Source organism: Acidisphaera sp. S103, assembly GCF_009765975.1.
Lineage (GTDB): Bacteria > Pseudomonadota > Alphaproteobacteria > Acetobacterales > Acetobacteraceae > Rhodopila.
Genome location: NZ_LMUJ01000060.1, coordinates 353,771 through 378,662, shown reverse-complemented (window position 1 = coordinate 378,662; position 24,892 = coordinate 353,771). Strand labels below are relative to the sequence as shown.

The following is a 24,892-nucleotide window of genomic DNA, read 5'->3' as shown; positions in this document are numbered from 1 at the left end:
CCGGCATCCCGACGTGATCGAGATGGATGCCGCCAGCCGCACCGGCGTGGACGATATGCGGGAAGTGATCGAGGCGACTCGGTTCCGGCCGATGCAGGCTCGGACCAAGGTGTTCGTCATCGACGAAGTGCATATGTTGAGCCGCAACGCCTTCAACGCATTGCTGAAAACGCTGGAAGAACCGCCGCCGCACGTGAAATTCGTCTTCGCGACGACGGAAATCCGCAAAGTGCCGATCACGGTGCTGTCTCGCTGCCAGCGGTTCGATCTGCGGCGGGTGCGGATCGCGGAGTTGGTCGGGCTGTTTGGCCGGATTGCGGTCAAGGAAGACGTGACGATCGAGCCGGCGGCGTTGGAACAGATCGCCCGGTCTGCCGACGGGTCCGTGCGTGACGGGTTGTCGATGCTGGATCAGGCGATCGCCCAGGCCGAGGGTGCGATCACCACGGCCCAGGTCGTGGATATGCTCGGGCTGGCGGACCGCGAGGCGGTGTTCGAGCTGATGGACGCGGTGATGGGCGGCAAGCCGGTCGCCGCGCTTGCGATCACCGATCGGGCGTATGAGCGGGGCGCCGATCTGGGTGCGCTGCTGCAGGATTTGCTGGAATTGCTGCATACGGTGACCCGGTTGAAGTCGGTCCCGGCGTTGCGGGACAGCCATGAATTGCCGGAAGCGGAACGCACGCGGGGTGCTGAATTCGCCGATCGGCTGAGCGTGCCGGTACTGGCCCGGGCTTGGCAGATGCTGCTGAAAGGCGTGGGGGAGGTGGAAATCGCCCCCGATCGGCGCGCGGCAGCGGAGATGGTGCTGATCCGGCTGTGTCACGTATCCGACATGCCGACGCCGGGGGATCTGATTCGGCGGTTGACATCGGGCGGCACGCCTGGCGCGCCGGGGCCCGCGGCTCCGCCGGGTGGCGGCGGCGGTGGGGCGCGGGCTGTCGCCAATGGGGCGCCAATGATCTCGGCCGAACCGGTGGTGCAGGCGGGGCCTCGGCTGGGGACGTTCCGGGATGTGGTGGCCTGGGTCGGGGAGCAGAAAGAGGCGATGCTGCATGCGCATCTGCTGCACTCGGTGCATCTGGTGCGGTTCGCGCCGCCGGTGATCGAGCTGCGGCCGCAGGCGGAGGCGCCCCGCGATCTGTCGTCTAAGCTTTCGGCGCTACTGTCGGATGCGACGGGGACGCGCTGGACGATCGCGGTGTCTCGCGATGCCGGCGAGACGACGATTGCCGAACAGGGCAGTGCGGCAGATACGGCACGGAAGACGGCGGCAGCGGATCATCCGTTGGTGCGGGCGATCATGGCGGCGTTTCCGGGCGCGCGTATCGACACGGTGCACGACAAGACCGCGGATGCGTACGGGCTGCCCGCCTCGGTGCCGGATGTGCCCGATATGCCGGACTTCGCGCCGCCAGATGCAGAATATTTCGACGAAGAGCCGATGGAGATCGACCTATGAAGAACCTCGCCGGCCTAATGAAACAGGCACAGCAGATGCAATCCAAGATGGAGGAGATGCAGACCAGGTTGCAGGCTTTGGAGATCACCGGCGAGGCGGGTGCCGGACTGGTCAAGGTGACGTTAAACGGGAAGAACGATCTGCGGAGGATCAAAATCGATCCCAAGCTGATCGATCCGGTGGACACCGAGATGCTGGAAGACCTGATTGCCGCGGCGCATCGTGACGCCAGGGCGAAGATCGAGGCTGCATCGGCCGAGGAGATGCAGAAGGTGACGGGTGGGTTGCAGCTTCCGCCCGGGATGAAGCTGCCGTTTTGAGGAGCATCGCGCTCACCGTCATGGTCGGGCGTGTCCCGGCCATCCGCGCTTCGTCCGCCGGTGAGAAGATGGCCGGGACAGGCCCGGCCATGACGAGAGAGGGCGAATGGTGTGGGCGGCCCTGAAGTCGATCGGCTGATTGGTTTGTTGTCCAAACTGCCGGGCCTGGGTCCTCGCAGTGCCCGGCGGGCGGCGCTGAAGATGTTGCAACAGCCGGAGGCGCGGATGCTGCCGCTGGCCGTCGCGCTGACCGAAGCCGCCCGCGCGGTGCGGCCTTGTGCCGATTGCGGGAATATCGACAGCCAGGACCCATGCTCGATCTGCACCGATGAACAGCGCGACCGTTCCATCATCTGTGTCGTGGAGGGCGTCGGCGATCTGTGGGCGCTGGAACGTGCGCGTGTGCATCACGGGTTGTATCATGTGCTGGGCGGCACGCTGTCCGCCCTGTCGGGCATCGGGCCGGAGGATCTGACGGTTCCGGGGTTGCTGAACCGGATCGCCGAGGGGGATGTGGCCGAGGTGATCCTGGCGCTGGGATCGACGGTCGATGGCGCGGCTACGGCGCATTGGCTGACCGATCAGCTTCGGCCGACCGGTGTTGTCGTGACCCGGGTTGGGCAAGGGGTGCCGATGGGCGGGGCGCTGGACGTGCTGGATGATGGGACGTTGGCGGCGGCGTTGCGGACCCGGCGCGGGGTTTAGCGGGCGCTTTCCTCGGCCATGAGGCGATAGTGCTGCCCGGTCCGAAGCGGGGGGAGGGCCGCTCCGGACCGGGTTTGCGATTATGCCATTGCCGCGGCCACTTTGGCGACTCGCGCTTCCCGTTCCACGCGCGTGCTGGTCATCCGGGTCCGGACGGCGGCCAGGATTTCCGGACGTGCGGTGTCGGGGCTGCCGGACTCGAATGGCGGTGCGGGGGCGTATTCGATACCGAGCTGGATGCTTTCCGCGATGTCCTGGCCGGCGAGTTCGGCGACCATGGTCAGTGCGAAGTCGATCCCGGCGGTGACGCCGCCGCCAGTCATGAACTTGCCGTCGCGCACTACGCGGCCCTCGGAGGGGATCGCGCCCAGCGGTACCAGAAGGTCCGTCCAGGCCCAGTGTGTCGTGGCCTTTTTGCCTCGCAGCAGCCCCGCGGCGCCCAGCACCAACGCTCCGGTACAGATCGAGCCGACGAATGTGGCCTCGGTTGCCTGTGTGCGGAGGAAGGATAGAACCTCGGGATCGTCCATCAGATCCAGCACGCCGGTACCGCCGGGCACGCAGATCACGTCGAGCTGCGGGCAGTCTGCCAGCGTGGTGTCGGGCACCAGCGTCAAGCCGCCGTGGGTCTTGATCGGATCGAGCGTCTTCCACAGTACGTGGGTTTCGGCGTTCGGAAGACCGGCGAACACCTGCAGCGGGCCGGTCAGGTCTAGCTGGGTCATTGCCGGAAAGGCCAGCAGGCCGATGCGGTACTGGGTCATCCTGGTCTCCTGTTGGTGGACAAATGGATTCTCGCATGGCAGAGTTTGGCGGAAATGCCAAATTTCATGCAAATTCCGCCAAATCCGCGCCGGGTCGAGTTTCTGGCTTTTCCGGACGTGCAACTTCTGGACGTGACCGGGCCGTTCCAGGTTTTTGCCAGTGCCAATCGGCTGTTCACCGAAGCGGGTCAGTCGCCGCCGTATGCGCTGACGGTGGTGGCGGCGGTTCCAGGGCTGATTGCGTCCTCGTCCGGGTTGGCGCTGGTAGCAGAGGCTTTGCCGATGCCGGATGTGGCGCTGGATACACTGATTATTGCGGGTGGCATGGGCGTGAATGCCACACGCCGCGACCGGGCCCTGGTGGAATGGATCCGATGCCGAGCGGATGTTGCGCGGCGGGTGACGTCGGTGTGTTCGGGTGCGTTTCTGCTGGCCGCGACCGGGTTGCTGGATGGGCGGCGGGCGACGACGCATTGGTCTCGCTGCGCCGAACTGGCGGCGGAATTTCCGGCGGTGCGGGTGGAGGACGATCCTATCTACGTGAATGACGGGGCGATCTGGACCTCGGCCGGGGTGACGGCGGGGATCGACATGGCGTTGGCGCTGGTGGAGGCCGATCTGGGCCGCGTGGTGGCGACGACGGTGGCTCGGCATCTGGTGGTTTTCGCCAAGCGGCCGGGCGGGCAGGCCCAGTTCAGTGCCGGGCTGGCGCTGGCGGGTCGGGACGCGACATTCGATGGGCTGCATGATTGGATGAAACGAAATCTGCGCGGTAATCTGGCGGTGCCAGCGTTGGCGGAGCAGGTGGGCATGAGCGAGCGCAGTTTCTTGCGGCATTATCGGCAGGTGACGGGGATAACGCCGGCGCGCGCGGTTGAGCGGGTGCGGGTGGAGGCGGCGCGTCAGGCGCTGGGGGCAACCGGATTGCCGGTGAAGCGCATTGCCCGGGATTGCGGGTTCGGGTCGGAGGAGACCATGCGGCGTAGTTTCATGCGTATCCTGGCGGTGCCGCCGCATGTGTATCGGGAGCGGTTTCCGGTGTGAGGCGTAGCCATGGATTGTGTCGACGGTTTGGGGTCGTTTGGTCGAAGTCGTGGGTGACCGGGCCGTGATGCAAGGTCAACGCCCGGAGGTAGCTTGTCCCTAGGGGCCCCTGCGCCGCTTCATCGGGCCTCGGCGCTTTGACGGATCATAACCGCCGCCGCCTGGTCCCATCGGTTCCGGCGTCTGGCCTCGTTTCGGGCGCAACAATGCGCTGGCCATCGGCGGGGCTGGCAGGCCCAGTTCCAGTGCCTCCAGGCGCTTGATTTCGTCGCGGAAGCGGGCGGCTTGCTCGAACTCCAGGTTGGAGGCGGCGGCACGCATGCGCTTCTCCAGGTCGGCGATCGATGCTTTCAGGTTCTTGCCGACGAATTCCGCCGCGTCGGAGTCCTTGACCGGCGCGACGGTGACGTAGTCCTGCTCGAACACGCTCTCCAGCACATTGCCGATCTGCCTGCGGATCGAAACCGGGGTGATTCCGTTGGCCTCATTCCAGCGTCGCTGCTTGTTGCGGCGCCGGTCCGTCTCTTCGATAGCTGCGCGCAACGACCGTGTCATCGTGTCAGCGTATAACAGCACCCGGCCGTCAACATTCCGAGCGGCTCGGCCTATCGTCTGGATGAGGGAGGTTTGGGAACGGAGGAAACCTTCCTTGTCCGCATCGAGAATCGCGACCAGGGCGCATTCGGGAATATCGAGTCCTTCGCGCAACAGATTGATGCCGATCAGCACGTCGAACACGCCGAGGCGCAGGTCGCGGATGATCTCGATCCGCTCCAGCGTATCGATGTCGGAGTGCAGGTATCGCACCTTCACACCCTGTTCGGTCATGTAGTCGGTCAGTTCCTCGGCCATCCGCTTCGTCAGGGTGGTGACTAGGACGCGACCACCGGCGGCGGCTGCTGCCTTGCATTCGTGCAACAGGTCGTCAACCTGGTGTTCCACCGGGCGCACCTCGGTGATTGGGTCGATCAGTCCGGTCGGGCGGATCACCTGTTCGGCGAACACGCCCGCGGTGCGCTCCATCTCCCACGGGCCGGGCGTCGCCGAAACGAAGACCGTGAGCGGACGGAAACGTTCCCATTCCTCGAATTTCAGTGGCCGGTTGTCGACGCAGGACGGCAGACGGAAGCCGAACTCCGAAAGCACCGTCTTGCGGTTGAAGTCGCCGCGGAACATCCCGCCGATCTGCGGCACCGTGACGTGGCTCTCGTCGACGATCAGAAAGGCGTTCTCCGGCAGATATTCGAACAGGGTCGGCGGCGGATCGCCGGGTTCTCGGCCGGTCAGATAGCGGGAATAGTTTTCGATGCCGGCGCAGGATCCCGTCGTCTCCATCATTTCGATGTCGAAGGTGGTGCGCTGTTCAAGGCGCTGAACCTCCAGCAGTTTGCCTTGCGCGTTCAGTTCGGCGAGGCGTTCTTTCAGTTCGATCTTGATGTCCTGGATCGCCTGTGCAAGCGTCGGCCTTGGCGTTACGTAGTGGCTGTTCGCATAGACGGTGATTTCGTTCAGGTCGGTGGTTTTCTCGCCGGTGAGCGGGTCGAATTCGTGGATGGATTCGATGTCGTCGCCGAACAGGCTGACCCGCCAGGCGCGGTCTTCGTAGTGGCTGGGGAAGATATCGACGATTTCACCGCGTAACCGGAACGACCCGCGCACGAAGGCGGTGTCGTTACGGCGGTATTGCAGGTCGACCAGGGCCTTGGCCAGCTTGTCGCGGTCGATGCGGCCGCCGACTTCCAGCTTCGCTACCATTTTCGAGTAGGTCTCGACCGATCCGATACCGTAGATGCAGGAGACGGAAGCGACCACAATCACATCATTGCGTTCCAGCAGCGCCTGGGTGGCGGCGTGGCGCATGCGGTCGATCTGCTCGTTGATCTGGGCGTCTTTTTCGATATAGGTGTCGGTGCGAGGGACGTAGGCCTCGGGCTGATAATAGTCGTAGTAGCTGACGAAATATTCCACCGCATTGTCCGGGAAGAAGCTTTTCATTTCGCCATAGAGCTGGGCGGCCAGGGTCTTGTTCGGCGCCAGCACCAGGGTCGGCTTCTGCACCGCCTCGATCACCTTGGCCATCGTGAAGGTCTTGCCGGACCCGGTGACCCCCAGCAGGACCTGATCGCGGTCTTCGGCGTTGACGCCGCGCACGAGTTCGGTGATCGCGGCCGGCTGGTCGCCGGCCGGTTCGTATTGGGACACGACCTTCAGCCGCCTTGTCAGTGGCTTGGCGGCTTGCTTCTGCGGCATGAACAGAACGGGCGACGGGCGGAGAAGGGCTTGGGACATAAGGTGAACTCCTCGCCCCAATACATGGCGCGTCGAGGCCTCGGCGTCGAGGGGGCTATATCCCAATGGTCCGTGCGCTGGGCGTAACAATACGCCACAAGCTCATATCTGGCCGGATTGGGTTTCCGATTGGTAATTTTGTTACCAACTCTCGCGTTCGGGTTGTAGAACGCCCGCAGGGAGCAGCGTACCAGCGGCTTCAGGACCGGGATCAGGATGCTGAGATTCTCCAAGACGACCACCGGGTCGGTGCTGTTTGGGCTGGATGCCTTGCTGCTTCTGTTGGTTTGGCCGTTGGTGCTGTGGCTGTCCCGGCCGGATGCGCTGTCCTTGTTCGTGTTGCCGACGGATTCCCGGGGCCTCGGTTATCCGGTTTTCGACCTGCTGCTGCTGTTTGCGATGGGGCTGTACCGGCGGGATGCGATCCTGGAGGCTGGGCGATCACTGACCCGCGTGCCACTTGTCGTCGGTATGGGGGCGGTGGTGGCGATCGTGGTTTCGCTGATCCAGCCGCTGCTGCTGCGGTCCACTGTCATGCCGGGCGGACGCGACCAGGCGATGCTGTTCGGCCTGGCGGTCGTCACATTCACGTTCTGCGCGTTCCTGGCTCGCCTCGTCATCGACTTTCTAGTCCGCACCCGCGTTTTGCGGCGCCGCCTGCTGGTTGTCGGGGCTGGTCAGCGTGCCTGGGACCTGCTGCTGATGCTGGGGCGGGAAGGCAGCAGCCTGCACGATGACGTGACGCTGGTGTATGCGGTGGAGGAGGTGGTCGATCCACGCCTGCTGGCGGAACGGCCAGACCGGATCTTGTGTCCGCCGGATTTCAATGTTGCCGCGGTCGCCACCCGGACGGACGCGGATCTGATCATCGTCGCACCCGATGAACGCCGCGGCATGAACTTGGAGCGGCTGCTGGAATGCAAGAAGGCCGGTTTCCCGGTCATCCAGTACCTCAGTTTCGTGGAGCGGGAGATCCGCCGGGTCGACCTGAAGCGCATGGAACTGGGCTGGCTGGTGTACAGCGACGGGTTCACCTTCGGTGCCCTCGATCGCTTCCTGAAGCGCGTCTTCGATCTGGCGGTCAGTTCGGTCATGCTGTTGCTGACCATGCCGTTGATCGTGATGGGAATGATAGCGATACGGTGGGAAGGCCCGGGTCCAGTGCTGTATCGGCAGGAACGGGTGACGGTGGATGGCAGGGTGTTCCTGATCCTGAAGCTGCGCACCATGCGGGTGAACGCCGAGGCCAACGGTGCGGTGTGGGCGGAAAAGAAGGACAATCGCATCACGAAGGTCGGCAACTTTCTGCGCAGAGCGCGCATCGACGAATTGCCGCAGTTGGTCAACATCCTGCGCGGGGAGATGTCGTTCGTCGGGCCGCGGCCGGAACGGCCGATGTTCGTGAAGGAACTGGCGGAGAAGATCCCGCTGTACAATGAGCGGCACATGGTGAAGGCCGGCCTGACCGGTTGGGCGCAGATCAATTATCCCTATGGCGCATCGATCGACGATGCTCGGTCAAAGCTGAGCTACGACCTGTATTACGTGAAGAATTTCTCCATCCTGTTCGACTTCGTCATCCTGCTGCAGACCCTGCGTGTGGTGCTATGGCCAAGCGGGGTGCGCTAGACGGAGAGCGAAAGAACAGGAACAGCGCGATCAGGAAGTTCAGCGCGTTCCAGGCGACTCCGTTGGCGAAGGCCGCTCGGTAGGACCCGGTCAGGTCGTAGATCACCCCGGACATCCAGCCGCCCAATGCCATGCCCAGCAGGGTCATCATCAGGATCAGCCCGACCCGTCCGCCCGCTTCCTGCGCGGGGAAGTTCTCGCGCACGATGATGGCATAGCTGGGGACGAGTCCGCCTTGGAACAGGCCGAACAGGGCAGAGATGACGTAGAGCGAGGTCAGCCCGTCCATCATCAGATACAGCGTCAGGGCGACCATCTGCGCGAGCGATCCGATCAGCAGCGTCGCCAACCCACCGAGATGGTCGGCGAGGAAGCCGGAACTGATCCGGCTGACGATGCCGAACGTCAGCATCAGGGACAGCATACGAGCGCCCGAGGCCGCACCGTAGCCCAGGTCGCCGCAATACGCGACGATGTGGACCTGCGGCATCGACATCGCCACGCAGCAGGCGACCCCGGCCACCATCAGCAGAATTTGCAGGGCACGCGGCGGCAGCGCGATCCGATGGCGGGACATGGCAGGAATCGGAGCCCCCGCGGCACGCACCGGCGGACGGCTGCGTAGCAACAGCGCCAGCGGCGGCATTGCCATCAGGCAGGCGATGCCGATCACCAAATGCGCGGTACGCCAGCCATGGGCCTGGATCATCGACTCGATCAGCGTCGGCCAGATCGCGCCGGACAGATAGTTGCCGGAGGCGCACAGCGCGACGGCGATGCCTCGGCGCTTTTCAAACCAAAAGGAGATATTGGCCATCAGCGGCACGAAGGTCGCGGCGGTGCCGAAAGTGCCGATCAGCATGTAGGCGGCGGCGAACGAGACCAGACCGGTGGAGAGCGAAGCCAGGATGAAGCCGGCGCCTAGCGCGGCTGCACCGATCATCAGCGGCAGGACGATGCCGCGTCGGTCCGCCAGCTTACCCATGATTACCCCGCCGACGCCGAAACCGATCATGGTCAGGGTGAAGGGCAGGGTGGCGGCGCCGCGATCCGCATGGAAGTCGGCCTGGACGGCGGGCAGCGCGACCACGACGGACCACATGCCGACGCCGCCGATGGCGGACAGGACCACGGACAACACCAGGCGGAACCAGGCGTAGGGGGAGTCGATTTCTCGGCGGATCATGGTGTGTCCAGTTGGACCTCAGGTCTTCTCGAAGTCGATGCGTTCGACCACGGGCAAGCCTTGCAGGAACCGGCGCAGGCAATCGAGGGCCAATTCGACCGCGCCCAATCGGACCCATTCGCGGCCGCCCAGGATGCGGGAGCGGCGGAATTCCATCCGGTCGGCCGTGGCGATGCCGATCCAGATGGTGCCACCGAAGTCGATGCGGTCCGCGCCGTCGTCCAACTCGATCAGCACCACCAAGGCGTGGGTGGCGCCGGTCTGTTCGCGGGCGGCTTTGGCGACGGCTTCGGTGGTGTCCTGGTCGAGCTCCGGGGGAAGCGCGACGCCGAACAGGGTGTCCAGATGGCGCACCACGGTGCCGTGCCGAAAAACCTTTTCCGCGCCGGGCAGATGGGCGATGCGGGCGGCGATCTGGCCGGCGGTGAAGGTCTCTACCAGCGTCAGGGTGGCGGATTCGGCGGTCAGGGCGGCCAGGGTGACGCCTTCCAGCGTCTGGTCGTCCTCCGCCATGATGAAGTTGCCGAGGCGCTTCCTGACCTCGGCGGTGACGGGGGCCAGCTTGCGGTGGACATCATCCATGTCGGTGCCGCGCACCGTCAACTTGGTTTCAAGCTGCGGGTAGTGCGCTCGGAATCCCAGTTTGACGCCGCCGTTCGGGTCCAGCGCTTCCAGCCCGTTCAGCAATTGGTCCGCATGCGATTCGCCGATGCCGTAGGAGTGGAAGCGCTTCAGGTAGATCGCTGTCGGCGCGCCGGCTCGGGCCAGGATGCGGGGAATCACTTGTTCTTCCAACATCCGGCGCAATTCGCGGGGGACGCCGGGGGTGAAGAAGAAGCGGGCCTTTCCGATGTCCAGGGCGAAGCCGCAGGCGGTTCCGATCGGGTTGTCGATCATCTCCGCCGTGGCGGGCAGCATCGCCTGCTTGACGTTGTTGGGCGGCATGGTGCGCATGCGGCGGGTGAAGAATTCCTCCATCCGGGTCAGCCATTCCTGGTGCAGAACCAGTTCGACGCCGGCGGCCTGGGCGGCGATTTCCTGCGACAGATCGTCCACGGTTGGGCCAAGGCCACCGTTCACGATCACCGCATCCGCCCGGGTCGAGGCCAGCTTGAAAGCGGCGAGCAAGGATTCGCGGTCGTCGCCGACGGTGGTTTCCGCGTACACGGACAGGCCGACGTCCTCCAGCTTCTGCGCCATGTAGGAGAAGTTGGTGTTGGTGATCTTCCCGGTCAGCACCTCGTCGCCGGTGCAGATGATCTCAATGCGCATGGACGTCTCCCTTGGTCACGACAGCTTAAGGGAAGCGGGGGATGGGACAAGCGTGGGGCATTGACCAGAAATTAATATATTAGTATGTGAGCGTGATGTCAGGCATTGCCGAACGCCGCGTGAAACTGTCGGACCAGGCGTACGACGCGCTGCGGCGGATGATCGTGCGTGGCGAACTGGCGCCCGCCACGCGCCTGTCCGAACCGGACCTGACCGACCAGCTTGGGATCGGCCGTACGCCGCTGCGAGAGGCGCTGTTGCTGCTGGCTCGTGAAGGCTTGATCCATCTGCAGCCGCAATCCGGCAGTTTTGTTTCGGCTATCGATATCGAGCGGGTGCGGGAGGCGCAGTTCATCCGCGAGCACCTGGAATGCGGCATCATCCGGCAGGTCGCGGCCCGCGTCGATCGCCACGGCCTGGGCGATATCCGCCGCCTGCTGGAACAGCAGGACGAAGCCTGCGACGAGCCAGACCGCTTCTACGACCTGGACGAGGATCTGCACGCCACGTTCTGCCGGATCGCCGGCCGGCCGGGTGTGTGGCGGCTGATCCAGCAGAGCAAGATGCATATGGACCGCGTGCGGCGGCTCAGCCTGCCGATGGCGGACCAGATTCCTCGGCTGATCGGGCAGCATCGAGCGATCCTGGACGCGTTGGGGCAGGGCGATCCCGATCGTGCCGAGACGGCGCTGCGGGTGCATCTGCGTGAGGTATTCGCAACGATCGATACGCTTGGACTGGATACAACGGCGCGCTGAAGCGCTTGGATATGGGAAGGAAACGTTATGACTCGCTGGTTTGTTTGTTTCGCGATGATATTCGCTTTGGGAGGCGCGGCCGTCGCGCAGGAACCGCCCGCACCGGGCGCCAGTCCCCGTATCGATGCCATCCGCAAGGCCGGCGTGCTGCGTGTCGGCGTGCTGGCCAACGCGCCCTGGCTGGTGGAGAACACCAGCGGTGCCGGCGACCATTGGTCCGGCCCGGCCTGGCTGCTCGCCACGGAATACGCGAAGCTGCTGAAGGTCAGGTTAGAGCCGGTTCTGGTATCGCATGAAACGAAAATCCCGGTGCTGGCGGCGAACCAGGTCGATCTCAGCATTACCGCGCTGGCCGAGACGCCGGAACGCGTCAAGGTCGTGGACTTCGTCATCTATTCCAACACCAGCGTCTGCCTGTTCGGATTGGCGTCCAACCCGAAATTCGCCGCGGCGAAGACGGTGGACGATCTGAACAAGCCGGATATCACCATTGCCTATTTCGTCGGCGCGGCCGAGGAAGGCTGGGTGAAGCAGCGTTTTCCGCTGGCGAAATTGCGTGGTGTGACCAACTCCGGCGCGACGGCGCCGCTGGAGGATGTAATGGCGCATCGTGCCGATGCGGCGCCGATCAACCGGATCCCGTATGTCGCGATGGCTCGCAAGGTGAAGGGACTGGCAGCGCTGCCGCGTGAGAACAACTGCCAGGACAGCACGGAGAAAGCACAGCCGGTGGGTCTGGCGCTGGACAAGAACCAGCCGGTGTTCCTGGACTGGTTGCGTGCGGTCGAAAAGACGATACAGCCGCAACTGGCGGCGGATGAGCAGCGCGTGGCCACGACGTTGCAATAAACGATGTTGGGCGACCTGGATTTCAGCCCGCTGCTGGATAGCTGGCGCTATCTGGCTGGCGGGCTGGGCATCACGCTGGGGCTGTCGGCACTGACTGTCGTGTCGAGCCTGCTGCTGGGGGCGGCCGTTGGTTTCGCTCGGGTTTATGGGCCGGTCTGGGTCAGCCGGGTGCTGACGTTCTACATCGATTCCATGCGAGCCATTCCGGTGCTGGTGGTGCTGGTGTGGATGTATTTCGCCTTCCCGCTGGTGGCCGGCGTCTCGTTGCCGTCGTTCTGGGCGGCCTGGGCGGCGCTGACCTTGCATGTGGCCGCCTATGTCGCGGAAATCCTGCGGGCCGGTATCAAGTCGATCCGGCCGGGGCAGGTGCGGGCGGCATTGGCGTTGGGTATGTCGGGCGTGCAGGTGGTGGGCAAGGTGGTATTGCCTCAGGCGGTCATCCGGATGTTGCCGGCGCTGGGTTCCATTGTCTCGGTTGCCATCAAGGACAGTGCCATCGCCGCGACGATTGCTGTGCCGGAGTATATGGAGCGATCGCAGACATTGGCCGGGCAGAGTTTCCGGCCTGTCGAGGTCTTCACCACGGCGATGGTCGTTTATTTTGTTATTTTGTTTCCCGCGACCCGGGCGGTGGACATGCTGTATCGCCGCGTCGCGCATCTGGGCCGATCATGAGCTTCGATTGGGGCATCATCTGGCAGCATCGCGCCGAGCTGGCAGACGGCGTGGCGATGACGGTGCTGTTGGCCGTGGCCACTATGCTGATCGCCATTTCCGGCGGGATCGTGCTGGCGCTGATGCGCCTGTCGCCGTTGCGTCCGGTATCCGCCGCCAGTGCCTGCTTCGTGGAGTTCTTTCGCAATACCCCACTGATCCTGCTGGTATACTGGGCGTTTTATGTGATGCCGGTGGCGATCGGGGTGGAATTCTCGGCGTTCGCCACGGGGCTGGCGGCGCTGAGCCTGAACGTGTCCGCCTACAACGCGGAAACATTCAGAGCCGGGATCGTTTCGATCAGGCGGGGGCAGTCCGAGGCGGCATTAGCGCTAGGCATGAGCCGGTGGCAGGTGATGCGGGAAGTCGTGTTGCCGCAGGCGGTCCGGCGCGTGCTGCCGGTGCTGGCCAGCACCTGGGTGTCGCTGTTCAAGGACACGTCGCTGGTATCGGTCATCGGGGTGAGCGAACTGGCCTATGTGTCGTTGCAGATCCGGTCGCAGACCTTCCGCATCCTGGAAATGTTGACGGCGATGGCGGTGATTTACTGGCTGCTGGGTTATCCTCAGGCCAAGCTTGTCGATTGGATCCACCGGCGGTACGGAGTGTCCGAATGAACGAAGCCGTGGTTCTCGATTACCGTGATGTGCGCAAGAATTTTGGCAGCTTCGTCGCGTTGAACGGCGTTTCGATCCGCGTGCATAAAGGTGAAGTCGTGTGCTTGATCGGACCTTCGGGGTCCGGCAAGTCGACGCTGCTTCGTTGCACCAACGGGTTGGAAAAGCTGGATGGTGGCGAAATCAGCCTGGATGGCGTGGTGCTGCCACGTTCCGAGACCGGCATGCGGGATGTGCGCCGGCGCATGGGCATGGTGTTTCAAAGCTTCGAGTTGTTCCCGCACCGGACCGTCATCGCCAATGTCATGATGGGTCCGGTGACGGTGCTGCGTCTGTCTCGGGATGAAGCGCGACAGCGGGCGGAGGTGCTGCTGGAAAAGGTCGGCTTGTCGGAAAAAGCCGAGAGCCATCCGGCGAGTTTGTCCGGTGGCCAGCAGCAGCGTGTGGCCATCGCCAGGGCGCTGGCGATGCAGCCCGAGGTGATGCTGTTCGATGAACCGACCTCTGCTCTCGATCCCGAAACGGTGGGGGAAGTGCTGAACGTGATGAAGCGCCTGGCGGATGAGGGCATGACGATGGTTGTCGTTACCCATGAAATGAGTTTCGCGCGCCGGGTAGCTAACCGCGTGGTGTTGTTCGAGCGGGGAGCGATCGTCGAGGAAGGCCCGCCGGCGCAGATTTTCGATGCACCGACGGTCGCTCGGACTCGCGATTTCCTGGGTCATTTGGGGTGGCACGGATGAACGACCGTCTTTCCAATGCGACGCTGTCTCGCGTTGCGGTTGCCAAGCCTGGGTACGATCGGGCGGTGTTGCGGCCGCGGATCGTACATCTGGGGCTGGGGGCTTTTTTCAGAGCACATGGAGCGGTGTATACCGAGGATGCCGGAGGTGATTGGGGCATCGTCGGGGTCAGTCTGCAACGGCCCGACCAGCGGGACCGGTTGGCGTCGCAGGACGGCCTCTATACGGTGATGGAACGTGATGGCAGCGGCACGCGGGCCAGGGTGATCGGTTCGGTGTTGTCCGTGTTGGTGGCGCCCGAGGATCCGGGGGCGGTCATTGCGGCCATGGCGGCGGCGTCCGTTGTTTCGCTGACGGTGACCGAGAAAGGGTACTGTCACAACCCGGCGACCGGGCGGCTGGACCCCGCGCATCCTGATATCGTGCATGATCTGGCGCATCCGGATGCTCCGCGTTCCGCTGTCGGCTTCATCGTGGCGGGACTGGCGGTTCGACGGACGGCTGGGCTGAAACCGTTTGCTGTGGTGACGTGTGATAATCTGCCCGCGAACGGGCGCCTTTTGGCCGGGCTGGTGCGGGACTTCGCGGCGCTGCGCGATACCGCGCTGGCGGACTGGATCGCGATGAACGTTGCGTTTCCAGCCACCATGGTTGATCGGATCGTCCCCGAGATGACTCCGGCCGATGTGAAGGACGCGCGTGCCGCGATCGGGCTTACGGACGCGGCGCCGGTGTCGCACGAACCGTTCCGGCAATGGGTCATTGAGGATCGGTTCGAGGGTGCTGAACGGCCGGCGTGGGAGAAGGCCGGGGCGCAGATCGTCGCGGATGTAGCGCCGTTCGAGCATATGAAACTGCGGCTGTTGAATGGGGCGCATTCGGCGCTAGCATATCTCGGCTATCTCGCCGGGTGTGAGACAATTTTCGATGCGGTGTCCGATCCGGTGCTGAACGGTTTCGTGCGGCGGTTGTGGGATGAAATCCTTCCCATGGTGCCATCACCGCCGGATACCGATCTTCGGCGCTATATCGAGGATTTGTTGATGCGGTTTGCCAATCCGACGGTGCGGCACCGGACGTGGCAAATCGCGATGGATGGCTCGCAGAAACTGCCGCAGCGGTTGCTGGGCACTATTCGCGAGCGGTTGGCCGCGGGTCTGCCGATCCCGTCACTGGCGCTTTCGGTCGCCGCATGGATTCGTTACGTCGGCGGCGTCGATGAAAAAGGGCAGCCGATCGATGTGCGCGATCCGCTCGCGGTCCGGTTGCGTGCGCTGGCTGGTGGCGACGACGCGGTGACACGTGTTCTGGCCGTGACGGAGATCTTCGGCACCGATTTGCCGGCCGATCCGGCCTTCGTCGGGCCGGTGACCGAGGCTTATCGCCGCCTGCGCCAGTATGGCGCTCAAGTGGTGGCACAGTAGGGGGACGAAAATGGAACAGACATGGCGCTGGTTCGGGCCGGCCGATGCGGTCCAGCTTCACGAAATTCGCCAGACCGGGGCGACGGGCATCGTCACCGCTCTGCACGACATCCCCTATGGCGTCGTCTGGTCGCAGGAGGCCATTGCTGAACGCAAGGCGATGATAGAGGCCGCCGGACTGCGGTGGAGCGTCGTCGAAAGCTTGCCGGTCTCCGAGGCGATCAAGCTGGGAGACGGCGACCTGGAACCGCTGTTCGCGAACTATCGCGAGTCGTTGCGTAATCTTGCGGCGCAAGGTGTGGACTGCGTCTGCTACAATTTCATGCCGGTGCTGGACTGGACTCGGACGCAACTGGCCGTGCCGCTGCCGGGTGGCGGCACGGCGCTGCGGTTCAACGCCCACGAACACGCGGCGTTCGACTGCTTTATGCTGCAACGGCCGGGGGCGGAGGCTGAACATAAGCCGGAGGTACTGGCTCGTGCGCGTGCCTGGTTCGACGCGGCATCGGAGTCGACCAAGGACGCGCTGCTGGCCACCATCATGGCTGGGTTGCCGGGGTCATATCAGCGTTATGATGTGCCTGGCCTGCGCCGCGTGCTGGACGCCTATCGCGGTATCACCCGTGACGATCTGCGCGCCAGGCTGGCGGATTTCCTGCGAGCCGTGATCCCGACCGCCGCCGAGGTCGGTGTCCGGCTATGCGTCCATCCCGACGATCCACCGCGCCCGCTATTCGGCCTGCCGCGCGTGGTGTCGAATGAGGACGATATCGCGTTCCTGCTCGACGCCGTGGATGTGCATGAGAATGGGTTGACGCTGTGTACCGGCTCTCTGGGGGCAGGGCCGACGAATGATCTGCCGGCGATCGCCCGGCGGTTTGCGGGGCGGACGCATTTCGTCCACCTGCGGAACGTGACCAAGGACGCGGATGGGTCGTTCGAGGAAGCGACTCATCTGGGTGGGGACGTCGATATGGTCGCGGTGGTGACCGCGATCCTGGCGGAGCAGGGACGCCGGCGGGAAAACGGGGACGCCGACTGGCGCATTCCGTTCCGTCCGGATCATGGGCATGAACTGCTGGATGATGGGCAGCGGAAGACCCATCCCGGCTATCCGCTGATCGGGCGTCTGCGGGGATTGGCGGAATTGCGTGGGGTTATGACGGCGGTGGCTTCGTTAAGGGGCTACCCGGTTTGAAGTCGTGGGTGACCGGGCCAAGCCCGGTCATGACACAAGGTAAACGACTGTGCCTGATGCCCGTTTACCTATTCGGGCATCAGGCCTCGTCGTTCGTCTACCCAACGACCTCCGCCACATGCTCCGCGGTGAAGCCGAAATACTTCATTACCGCCGGGCCTTGTGCCGACTCGCCGAACCGGTCGATGCCGACGACCGCGCCCTCAAGACCGACATATTTGTACCAGCCGGTCGTGCTTCCAGCCTCCACCGCCACGCGGCGGATGCCGGGCGGCAGCACCGAATCCCGCCAGGCCTTGTCCTGCCGGTCGAACAAATCGGAACACGGCATCGAAACGACGCGGGCTTTGACGCCGCGCGCGGCCAGCAGGTCGCGGGCGCCGGTAGTGATGCCGACCTCCGAACCGGTGGCGATCAGCACGACGTCAGGCGTGCCGTCCACGTCCGACAGCACGTAGCCACCCCGAGCCACCAGGGCGGCACGATCCACGCCGCCGCTATGTTGGGGCAGATTCTGCCGGGTCAGCAGCAACACACTCGGCCCGTGCTGCCGTTCCAGTGCGTAACGCCATGCCGCGGCGGTTTCCAGCATGTCGCACGGGCGCCAGACATCCAGGCCAGGGATCAGCCGTAGGGAGGCAGCGTGCTCGATCGGTTGATGGGTCGGGCCATCCTCGCCCAGGCCGATACTGTCGTGGGTCAGCACGTAGATCGAGCGGATGCCCATCAGCGCCGCCAGCCGGATCGCGTTGCGGGCGTAGTCGGAGAACGTTACGAACGTGCCGCCGAACGGGATGTAGCCGCCGTGCAGGGCGATGCCGCTCAACATCGCGCACATGCCGAATTCCCGCACGCCGTAATGCAGGTAGTTGCCGGCCTTGCCGTGATCGATGGTGATGCAGCCCTTCCAGTTGGTCAGGTTCGATCCGGTCAGGTCGGCCGATCCGCCGAAGAACTCCGGCAGGAACGCGGCGAATGCCTGGATCGCGTTCTGTGACGTCTTGCGGGTGGCGATAGGATCCGTCACGGCGGCGGCCTCGGCGATCACGCCGTCCGCTTTCGCGGCGAAATCCGCCGGCAGGGCGCCGGAGACGCGACGCTTGAACTCCGCCGCCTCGGCGGGGAAGGCAGCGGCGTAGGCGTCGAACATTTTCTGCCACTCGGCCTGCCTGGCGGCGCCGGCTTCGTGGGCATTCCAGGCGGTGCGAATATCCGCGGGCACCTCGAACGGCGGATACGGCCACTCAAGCGCCGCTCGGGTTGCGGCGACTTCGGTGGCACCGAGCGCGGCGCCGTGGGATTGGTGGGTGCCGGCCAGTTTGGGGGCACCGTAGCCGATAATGGTCTTGCAGCAGACCAGCGTCGGCCGGCCGCAAGGGGTGACCGCTTCGGCGACAGCGACCTCCACCGCCTCGCTGTCCAGGCCATCTACGTTGCGGATGACCCGCCAGCCGTAGGCCTCGAAGCGCTTGGGGGTGTCGTCGTTGAACCAGCCGTCCACGTGGCCGTCGATGGAAATGCCGTTGTCGTCATAGAAGACGATCAGCTTCTCCAGCTTCATCGATCCGGCGAAGGAGCAGGCCTCGTGCGAGATGCCCTCCATCAGGCAGCCGTCGCCGCAGAACACGAAGGTGCGATGGTTGACGATCGCGTGATCACCGCGGTTGAACGCCAGCGCGAGCTGCTGTTCGGCCAGCGCCATGCCGACCGCCGTGGCCAGGCCTTGGCCCAGCGGTCCGGTGGTGGTTTCAATGCCGGGGGTCAGGCCGTATTCGGGGTGGCCTGGCGTCTTGGAATGGAGCTGGCGGAACTGTTTCAGTTCGTCCATCGGCAGGTCATAGCCGGTCAGGTGCAGCAGCCCATACAGCAGCATCGACCCGTGGCCGTTGGACAGCACGAAGCGGTCGCGGCCCGGCCATTTCGGATCGGCCGGGTTGTGGCGCAGGTGGTGGCGCCATAGCACCTCGGCAATGTCGGCCATGCCCATCGGCATACCGGGGTGGCCCGAATTCGCCTTCTCCACCGAGTCCATTGCCAGGAAGCGCAGCGCGTTCGCCAGCAACCGAGGTGCGGGTTCCGTCATGACCATCTCCTTCGCGTTGATGGCCGGTTTCTACCACTTGCGGCGGCCCTGGGAAGTGTTGCTCTGATCGTGCTTCATTTATCAGTGTGTTCCCGCGTATAGTTCGCGTGACGCCGCAAGGACACAGGCAGGACAAATGGCCGCCCGATCATCGACGATGGAATCTCGAAAGTTCGCCTCACCAGCGGTTAGGGCGTTGATGACCCAGCGCAGCTCGGAATTTGGCGGGTTGCTGCTGGGTCTGCTGGGGCTGGCGGTCCTGGTGGCGCTGGCGACCTATGATCCGCGCGATCCGTCGCTGGATACCGCCACGACGCGGCATGTCTCCAACCTGGCCGGGCCGGCTGGGGCGATGCTGGCCGACGCATTGCTGCAGGGTTTCGGGGTGTTCGGCGCGCTGCCGGGCATCGCCATGCTGACATGGTGCTGGCGCATCGCGTCGCGTCGCGGGCTGGGCAGCTTCGGCGGCCGGATCGCGGCGCTGCTGGCGGCCATGCCGCTGCTGGCGGCTTCCATATCGGTCGTGCCCATGCCGCGCGGCACACCATGGCCGGTGATGGCCGGGATCGGCGGCTCGATCGGACAGATCGTCTTCCACGCCGAGTCGAACGCTGGCCACATGCTGCTCGGCATCGTCGGGTCCGCGTCGGTGTGGCTGTTGAGCACCGCGCTGGCGATTGTCTTGGGGCTGCTGTCGCTGGGTCTGTCGCGCTCCGAATGGCGTAGCGCCGGCCACGCAGCCGGAGTCGCGGCCCGATTCTCGGTGTCGGGCGGCATCGGCGCTGTCGGTGTGATCTCGCGCGGTGCGGGCGGGGTCAGCGATGCCTCCGGGTGGCTCGTGAACCTGGTGAACCGGGGACCGGGACTGGCGCCGGATGCGCCGCCCGATCCGTCGTTGCGTGTGCCCCCGGTGGTGCGGGAAGACGGGCGGGAGGAACCCAGGACGCGCAACGCGGTCCAGGCCGAACAGACCGCCATCCCCGCGCCGCCGGTGCGTGGCGCGAAGCCGGCGGCGCCGCCGTCCCGCAAGCCGGAGCAGCAAAACCTGCCGTTGCAGGAAATCGGTTGGAAGTTCCCGCCGCTGGCGTTGCTGAAGGAACCGCCACCGCACGCCAGCACCGGCCCCAGCGAGGAATCGCTGCAAGCCAATGCCCGGCTGCTGGAGACGGTCCTGTCCGACTACGGTGTGCAGGGTGAGATCGTCGAGATCAGGCCCGGCCCCGTGGTCACGCTGTATGAACTGGTGCCCGCGCCTGGCATCCGCAGCGCCAGGGTCATCGGCTTGGCCGATGACGTGGCGCGCAGCCTGTCGGTGACGGCGGTGCGCATCGCCACGGTGTCCGGCCGCAACGTGATCGGCATCGAGGTGCCGAACAGCAAGCGCGAAACCGTCTATCTGAGCGAGATCCTGTCCAGTGAGGAGGTGCTGAAATCCGCCGGCAAGCTGTCGATGGCTTTGGGCAAGGATATCAGCGGCAAGGCGATCGTCGCCGACCTGGCCAGGATGCCGCATCTGATGATCGCCGGCACCACCGGGTCGGGCAAATCGGTCGGTGTGAACGCGATGATCTTGTCGTTGCTGTACCGGCTGTCGCCGGATCAGTGCCGGTTGATCCTGATTGACCCGAAGATGCTGGAACTGTCGATTTATGAGGGCATTCCGCATCTGATGGCGCCGGTGGTGACCGAACCGGCCAAGGCGGTGACCGCGCTGAAGTGGACGGTGCGGGAGATGGAGCGGCGGTATCGCGCGATGAGCCAGCTCGGCGTACGCAATGTCGGCGGCTTCAACGACCGCGTCGCCGAGGCTCGGGCCAAGGGCGAGGTCGTGACCCGCAAGGTGCAGACCGGTTTCGACCCCGACACCGGCCGCCCGACATTCGAGGAACAGCCGCTGGCGCTGGAGCCCCTGCCGTTCATCGTCGTGGTGGTGGACGAAATGGCCGACCTGATGATGGTTGCCGGCAAGGAGATCGAGCAGGCCGTGCAGCGGCTGGCGCAGATGGCGCGCGCGGCTGGTATCCACGTGATCATGGCGACTCAGCGGCCGTCGGTGGACGTGATCACCGGCACGATCAAGGCGAACTTCCCGACGCGGATCAGCTTCCAGGTGATCTCCAAATTCGACAGCCGGACGATCCTGGGCGAGCAGGGGGCGGAGCAATTGCTGGGTATGGGCGACATGCTGTTCATGCAGGGTGGCGGGCGGGTGACCCGCGTGCATGGCCCGTTCGTGTCGGACGATGAAGTGGAGAAAGTGGTCGCGTTCCTGCGTGAGCAAGGCGAACCGGCGTACCTGGATGATGTCACAGAACCGATGGAGGGTTCGGGCGGCGGCGGCGATGGCGATCCGATGCTGTCGGGGATCGCGGGGGCGAGCGACAGCGACAAGAGTCTGTTCGATCAGGCGGTCGACATCGTTGCGCGTGAGGGCAAGGCGTCCACGTCGTTCATTCAGCGGCATCTGAACATCGGCTATAACAAGGCCGCCAAGCTGATCGAGCAGATGGAGAAGGAAGGCATCATCGGCACGGCGAACCATGTCGGGAAGCGGGAGATTCTGGTGCGCCGGACGAACGACGATATGGATTGCTAGGCCGCTGCGTCGGGCACCGCGCCCGGCCGGTTGATGCAGCCAGCGGGGGCGTGATGATGAAGACGTGCTTTTGCGACCGCCATGACCGTGTCGACTACCTCAAGGTCTGTGAGGTAGCGCGGCGGATCGTCGACGACCCGCTGCTGATTGCGACTGCCCGGGATTTCGTGGAAACGGTGATGTTGGCCGATCCGCATCAACGCATCCACGCAGAAATGTGGCGAGCCTTGCTGCGGCGTTCGCCGGCCGAGATTGCCGAGGCGCTGGTCGAGGACACACCACGTGGTCAATTGCTGCGTGAAACACGTCCGGTGTTTGGCAAGGGCCTGTCCTCGCGGGAGGTGGTTGCGTTGCTGGAGGCAGCGGATGCTGCGGCGTCCTGACATCGATCATATTCTGCGTGCCGCGGCCGTTCTCAGCAATCACACACGGTTCGTGGTGGTGGGAACCGGCGCGGTGATCATCACCGCAAAGCATATCCCTGCCGCAATGATGATGACCGCGGAAATCGATTTGTATGCCGACGGTGTGGCCGACCCGGAACCGATCTCCGATCTGATCGACGCTACCATCGGCCACGGATCGATGTTTCACCGGACTTTTCACTATTACGGCGACGGTGTCAGTCCGGGCACCGCGATCATGCCAGCGGACTGGCGCACCCGAGCCACTGAATATGATGTTCCAGATGGCAGTGCGGTGGCGATCTGCCCGAGTGCAGACGATATCGCGGTGGCCAAGCTGTGTGCAGGCCGCGACAAGGATCGGGATTGGTTGCGTGCCGCCTTCCAAGCCGACGTGGCAAATGCCAAGCGCGTAGGGGCGTTGCTGCGAAAAGGTCTGCCCGAAGCAGCGCCTGATGTCAGTGAACTGGAGCGCCGACTGGCGGGACTGACTGCGACCCTACCGGAATAGCGCGGACGATACTTGAAAGCTGACCCTCTATTCCGACAGGATAGTCGGATGGAAATCCGTCAGGCCGTGATCGAGGACGCACCGGCTGCCTGTGACGTGCTCAGGCGGTCGATCGTGGAGCTTTGCGTTGCCGATCATCACAACGACCCGGCGATCCTGGATCGCTGGCTGGCGAACAAGCAGCCGGAGATCATTGCGTCCTGGATTGCGAAGCCGGGCAACACGGTGTTGGTGGCGGTTGGGGACGCTGCGATCCTTGGCGTCGGATCCGTCACCGACGCCGGTGAGATCACTCTGAACTACGTCTCCCCGGATGCTCGCTTTCGCGGCGTCAGCCGAGCGGTGATCGATGGGCTAGAACAACAGGCGATGAAGCAGGGCAACACGCGATGTCATCTGCTCAGCACCGAGACGGCGCGCGGCTTCTACCACCGGGCTGGCTACACCGAGGACGGGTCGCCCGTGGGGAAGTTCGGCTCGACTGGAAGCTATCCGATGTCCAAGCTGTTGGGGCGGACGAGCTGACCCTCGCCGGCAATGTTCGGCCGTTCGCGGCGGAACAGCAGGGCAATGGCATCGGCGACGGCGCGCAGGCGGGGTTCGTGGCGCAGGTCGTCGTTCATCAGGTAGCTCGTCTGATGGATCAGATCCGGTAGGACCTCCGACACGCGCACCAGCACCGGGTCCTGTTCGCCCAGCCACACCGGCAGCAGGCCCAGGCCGATGCCGCCGCGGACGGCTTCCAGCAGCATGAATGCGTTGTCGAACCGATGGGTCGCCGGGGCGCCGTCCGGACGCTGGCGTGCCAGCCATTGTTCGGCGGAAAAGTAACGATGGGCGGCCGTGAAGCCGACCCAGGCGCAGTCGTGATAACGGTCCGGCGAAAACGCCTGTTGCTTGTCCGCGACATAGGTCCGGCTGCCATACACCGCGAAGGCCATGCGACCGAGTTTCCGAGCGATGACATTGGCGGCGGTGGAGGTGTGATCGGTCAGCACCAGATCGGCTTCCCATCGGGCCAGGTCAGGCCAGTGCTTGTAGCCGATCTCGATTTCAATGTTGGGCAGCGCAGCGGTTAGCGCCGGCAAGTGCCTGATCAGGAACAACGCTTCCCATTCACGGGCCAGGATGCGGATTTCGGCGTGGCCGGGGCCGGCGCTGGCACGCAGATCCCCCGCCGCTGCTGCCATCCGGCTGGCGGCGGGCAGCAACGCCTGGGCCTGTGGGGTCAGGCGGTGCCCGTCGGCTCGCCGCTCCACCAGGACCACACCCAGCGATTGCTCAAGGGCACGCAGGCGGCGGCTGACGGTGGCGAGGCTGACCCCGGTGTGCCGCGCTGCTCGGGCGTAGCTTCCCTGGCTGGCGACCGCCAGAAGCAGCCGAATGTCGTCCCATTGCGGCAAAGCTTCCCTCGGATTGCTTGACCATCACAGCATGGCATCGGAAGGCGATCTTGCAAGCCGATACGGTCTGCCTGCTATCGGCAGGGGGTGCATTTCTGCAAATCCGGTTCGCCGCCGTGCGGACTGGTTCTGTCGGTGAAAGGGGCCTGTGATCGGCCGATGCAAAACACACTCCATAATGCCGGTCCGTGGCCGGCGGGGCTGCCGAAACTGTTGTCGTTCGACGTTTTTGGCACGCTCATCGACACAAATTTCGGCACCTATGCCGCCTACCGCTCGATCCTTGACGATGCCGGTGGGCGGGAAATGGAACTGCGCCCATTCTGGGCCTACTGGCAGAAGCGCAACATCGCTCACTACGGCGAGCCTTATCGGTCTTACAAGGAAATCTGCCGTCTCGCGCTTGAAGAGACCTTCGCGCATTTCGGCCTGCATGGCGCCGACGGATCGCTGATCGAGCGCTATTTCGAGGCTTATGCGCGGTTTCAACTCTACCCGGACGTGCCGCGCGCATTGGATGCCCTGGCGCGGCACCACCGGCTGGCGATCGTTTCAAACATAGACGACGATCTGCTCGGTGTTACGCCGATCGGCCGCCAGTTCGATCTGGTTTGCACAGCCGAACGGGCGCATGGCTACAAGCCCGATGGGACGTTGTTCCGGTATCTGCTGGATCATGCCGGCGTGCAACGCGAAGAAATCCTGCATTCCGGACAATCGCAATTCACTGACATGGTCGGTGGCAAGCCGCTCGGTCTGACGATCGCCTGGATCAATCGCCACGGGCTGGAACTGCATCCCAGCGTGCCGAGGCCGGATTTCGTTCTGCCGGAGGTCAGTTCGCTGGTACCGCTGCTCTATCCCGGCAATTACGTCTGAGCCGCTCGGTCCCACCAGGCGTCATCTTCCTGATGACGCCGG

23 protein-coding genes are annotated in these 24,892 nt (G+C 64.5%); 17 read left to right on the top strand and 6 right to left on the bottom strand.

The annotated features are described in order from the left end of the window. The 3 genes from dnaX to recR form a co-directional block, all read left to right on the top strand. Window positions 1-1,462 (top strand): DNA polymerase III subunit gamma/tau (gene dnaX / locus GSQ89_RS20670; RefSeq protein ID WP_158928676.1); only part of this gene is annotated, 1,462 nt, incomplete at its 5' end. Then, window positions 1,459-1,782: a YbaB/EbfC family nucleoid-associated protein gene (locus GSQ89_RS20665; RefSeq protein WP_158928674.1), complete on the top strand. Its 324-nt coding sequence runs from the start codon at window positions 1,459-1,461 to the stop codon at window positions 1,780-1,782. The genes dnaX and GSQ89_RS20665, both read left to right, overlap by 4 nt. Window positions 1,783-1,893: 111 nt before the next feature. Continuing rightward, entirely contained in the window at window positions 1,894-2,487 is a 594-nt protein-coding gene (recR, locus tag GSQ89_RS20660) for a recombination mediator RecR (RefSeq protein WP_158928672.1), read from the top strand. Between the two features lie 80 nt (window positions 2,488-2,567). Here the strand turns inward: recR and GSQ89_RS20655 are convergent, their stop codons facing one another. Then, window positions 2,568-3,251, bottom strand: a complete 684-nt coding sequence (locus tag GSQ89_RS20655; protein WP_158928670.1) for a DJ-1/PfpI family protein — start codon at window positions 3,249-3,251, stop codon at window positions 2,568-2,570. Window positions 3,252-3,317: 66 nt separating this feature from the next. On the opposite strand from GSQ89_RS20655, the gene GSQ89_RS20650 reads away from it, so the two are divergent. Further along, the gene (locus tag GSQ89_RS20650) at window positions 3,318-4,295 is read left to right on the top strand and encodes a GlxA family transcriptional regulator (protein ID WP_216856298.1); all 978 of its coding nucleotides are present in this window, start codon (window positions 3,318-3,320) and stop codon (window positions 4,293-4,295) included. 99 nt (window positions 4,296-4,394) lie between these two features. Here the strand turns inward: GSQ89_RS20650 and uvrB are convergent, their stop codons facing one another. Then, window positions 4,395-6,584, bottom strand: coding sequence for an excinuclease ABC subunit UvrB (gene uvrB / locus GSQ89_RS20645; RefSeq protein ID WP_158928666.1), 2,190 nt, complete (start codon window positions 6,582-6,584; stop codon window positions 4,395-4,397). A 216-nt stretch (window positions 6,585-6,800) separates the two neighbouring features. On the opposite strand from uvrB, the gene GSQ89_RS20640 reads away from it, so the two are divergent. After that, complete coding sequence (locus tag GSQ89_RS20640; RefSeq protein ID WP_158928664.1) at window positions 6,801-8,213, top strand: TIGR03013 family XrtA/PEP-CTERM system glycosyltransferase; 1,413 nt, start codon at window positions 6,801-6,803, stop codon at window positions 8,211-8,213. On the opposite strand, the gene GSQ89_RS20635 is transcribed toward GSQ89_RS20640, so the two are convergent. Together GSQ89_RS20635 and GSQ89_RS20630 are read right to left on the bottom strand one after the other, a co-directional pair. Further along, a complete protein-coding gene (locus tag GSQ89_RS20635) occupies window positions 8,161-9,399 on the bottom strand; it encodes an MFS transporter (protein WP_158928662.1) in 1,239 nt (412 codons plus the stop codon). The two genes, GSQ89_RS20640 and GSQ89_RS20635, sit on opposite strands and share 53 nt — an antisense overlap. 18 nt (window positions 9,400-9,417) lie before the next feature. Continuing rightward, window positions 9,418-10,671 (bottom strand): CinA family nicotinamide mononucleotide deamidase-related protein, encoded by a 1,254-nt coding sequence (locus tag GSQ89_RS20630; protein WP_158928660.1) that lies wholly within the window; start codon window positions 10,669-10,671, stop codon window positions 9,418-9,420. Window positions 10,672-10,766: 95 nt separating this feature from the next. Here GSQ89_RS20630 and GSQ89_RS20625 point away from each other — a divergent pair, with 95 nt between their 5' ends. The 7 genes from GSQ89_RS20625 to uxuA are packed head-to-tail and all read left to right on the top strand — an operon-like array spanning window position 10,767 to window position 16,974. Further along, window positions 10,767-11,429, top strand: a complete 663-nt coding sequence (locus tag GSQ89_RS20625; RefSeq protein ID WP_158928658.1) for a GntR family transcriptional regulator — start codon at window positions 10,767-10,769, stop codon at window positions 11,427-11,429. Between the two features lie 27 nt (window positions 11,430-11,456). Further along, window positions 11,457-12,278 carry a transporter substrate-binding domain-containing protein gene (locus GSQ89_RS20620; RefSeq protein WP_158928656.1) on the top strand — a complete coding sequence of 274 codons (822 nt, stop codon included), beginning with the start codon at window positions 11,457-11,459 and terminating at the stop codon, window positions 12,276-12,278. A 3-nt stretch (window positions 12,279-12,281) separates the two neighbouring features. Beyond that, the gene (locus GSQ89_RS20615; RefSeq protein WP_158928654.1) at window positions 12,282-12,953 is read left to right on the top strand and encodes an amino acid ABC transporter permease; all 672 of its coding nucleotides are present in this window, start codon (window positions 12,282-12,284) and stop codon (window positions 12,951-12,953) included. Then, complete coding sequence (locus GSQ89_RS20610; protein WP_158928652.1) at window positions 12,950-13,609, top strand: amino acid ABC transporter permease; 660 nt, start codon at window positions 12,950-12,952, stop codon at window positions 13,607-13,609. The genes GSQ89_RS20615 and GSQ89_RS20610 overlap by 4 nt, the downstream gene beginning before the upstream one ends. Continuing rightward, window positions 13,606-14,352, top strand: coding sequence for an amino acid ABC transporter ATP-binding protein (locus tag GSQ89_RS20605; protein ID WP_158928650.1), 747 nt, complete (start codon window positions 13,606-13,608; stop codon window positions 14,350-14,352). Before GSQ89_RS20610 ends, GSQ89_RS20605 begins: the two co-directional genes overlap by 4 nt. Then, window positions 14,349-15,776, top strand: a complete 1,428-nt coding sequence (locus GSQ89_RS20600; protein ID WP_158928649.1) for a mannitol dehydrogenase family protein — start codon at window positions 14,349-14,351, stop codon at window positions 15,774-15,776. Before GSQ89_RS20605 ends, GSQ89_RS20600 begins: the two co-directional genes overlap by 4 nt. A 10-nt stretch (window positions 15,777-15,786) precedes the next feature. Further along, window positions 15,787-16,974 carry a mannonate dehydratase gene (uxuA, locus tag GSQ89_RS20595; protein ID WP_158928646.1) on the top strand — a complete coding sequence of 396 codons (1,188 nt, stop codon included), beginning with the start codon at window positions 15,787-15,789 and terminating at the stop codon, window positions 16,972-16,974. A 97-nt stretch (window positions 16,975-17,071) separates the two neighbouring features. Here uxuA and tkt read toward each other — a convergent pair whose 3' ends face one another. Continuing rightward, window positions 17,072-19,057: a transketolase gene (gene tkt / locus GSQ89_RS20590; protein ID WP_254073291.1), complete on the bottom strand. Its 1,986-nt coding sequence runs from the start codon at window positions 19,055-19,057 to the stop codon at window positions 17,072-17,074. Window positions 19,058-19,256: 199 nt separating this feature from the next. Here tkt and GSQ89_RS20585 point away from each other — a divergent pair, with 199 nt between their 5' ends. Genes GSQ89_RS20585 through GSQ89_RS20570 form a run of 4 tightly spaced genes read left to right on the top strand, consistent with a single transcriptional unit; the run spans window position 19,257 to window position 23,093 of the window. Next, window positions 19,257-21,653: a DNA translocase FtsK 4TM domain-containing protein gene (locus tag GSQ89_RS20585; RefSeq protein ID WP_254073290.1), complete on the top strand. Its 2,397-nt coding sequence runs from the start codon at window positions 19,257-19,259 to the stop codon at window positions 21,651-21,653. Between the two features lie 56 nt (window positions 21,654-21,709). Further along, a complete protein-coding gene (locus tag GSQ89_RS20580; RefSeq protein WP_158928640.1) occupies window positions 21,710-22,036 on the top strand; it encodes a hypothetical protein in 327 nt (108 codons plus the stop codon). Further along, a complete protein-coding gene (locus tag GSQ89_RS20575) occupies window positions 22,020-22,568 on the top strand; it encodes a DUF6036 family nucleotidyltransferase (RefSeq protein ID WP_158928638.1) in 549 nt (182 codons plus the stop codon). The genes GSQ89_RS20580 and GSQ89_RS20575 overlap by 17 nt, the downstream gene beginning before the upstream one ends. 48 nt (window positions 22,569-22,616) lie before the next feature. Beyond that, window positions 22,617-23,093 (top strand): GNAT family N-acetyltransferase, encoded by a 477-nt coding sequence (locus GSQ89_RS20570; protein ID WP_158928636.1) that lies wholly within the window; start codon window positions 22,617-22,619, stop codon window positions 23,091-23,093. Here the strand turns inward: GSQ89_RS20570 and GSQ89_RS20565 are convergent. Continuing rightward, on the bottom strand, window positions 23,057-23,971 hold the full coding sequence (locus tag GSQ89_RS20565; protein ID WP_158928634.1) for a LysR family transcriptional regulator: 915 nt from the start codon (window positions 23,969-23,971) through the stop codon (window positions 23,057-23,059). The genes GSQ89_RS20570 and GSQ89_RS20565 overlap by 37 nt on opposite strands. A gap of 159 nt (window positions 23,972-24,130) precedes the next feature. Between GSQ89_RS20565 and GSQ89_RS20560 the strand changes: the two genes are divergently transcribed. Next, window positions 24,131-24,850, top strand: a complete 720-nt coding sequence (locus GSQ89_RS20560) for an HAD hydrolase-like protein (RefSeq protein WP_158928632.1) — start codon at window positions 24,131-24,133, stop codon at window positions 24,848-24,850. Window positions 24,851-24,892 lie beyond the last annotated feature (42 nt).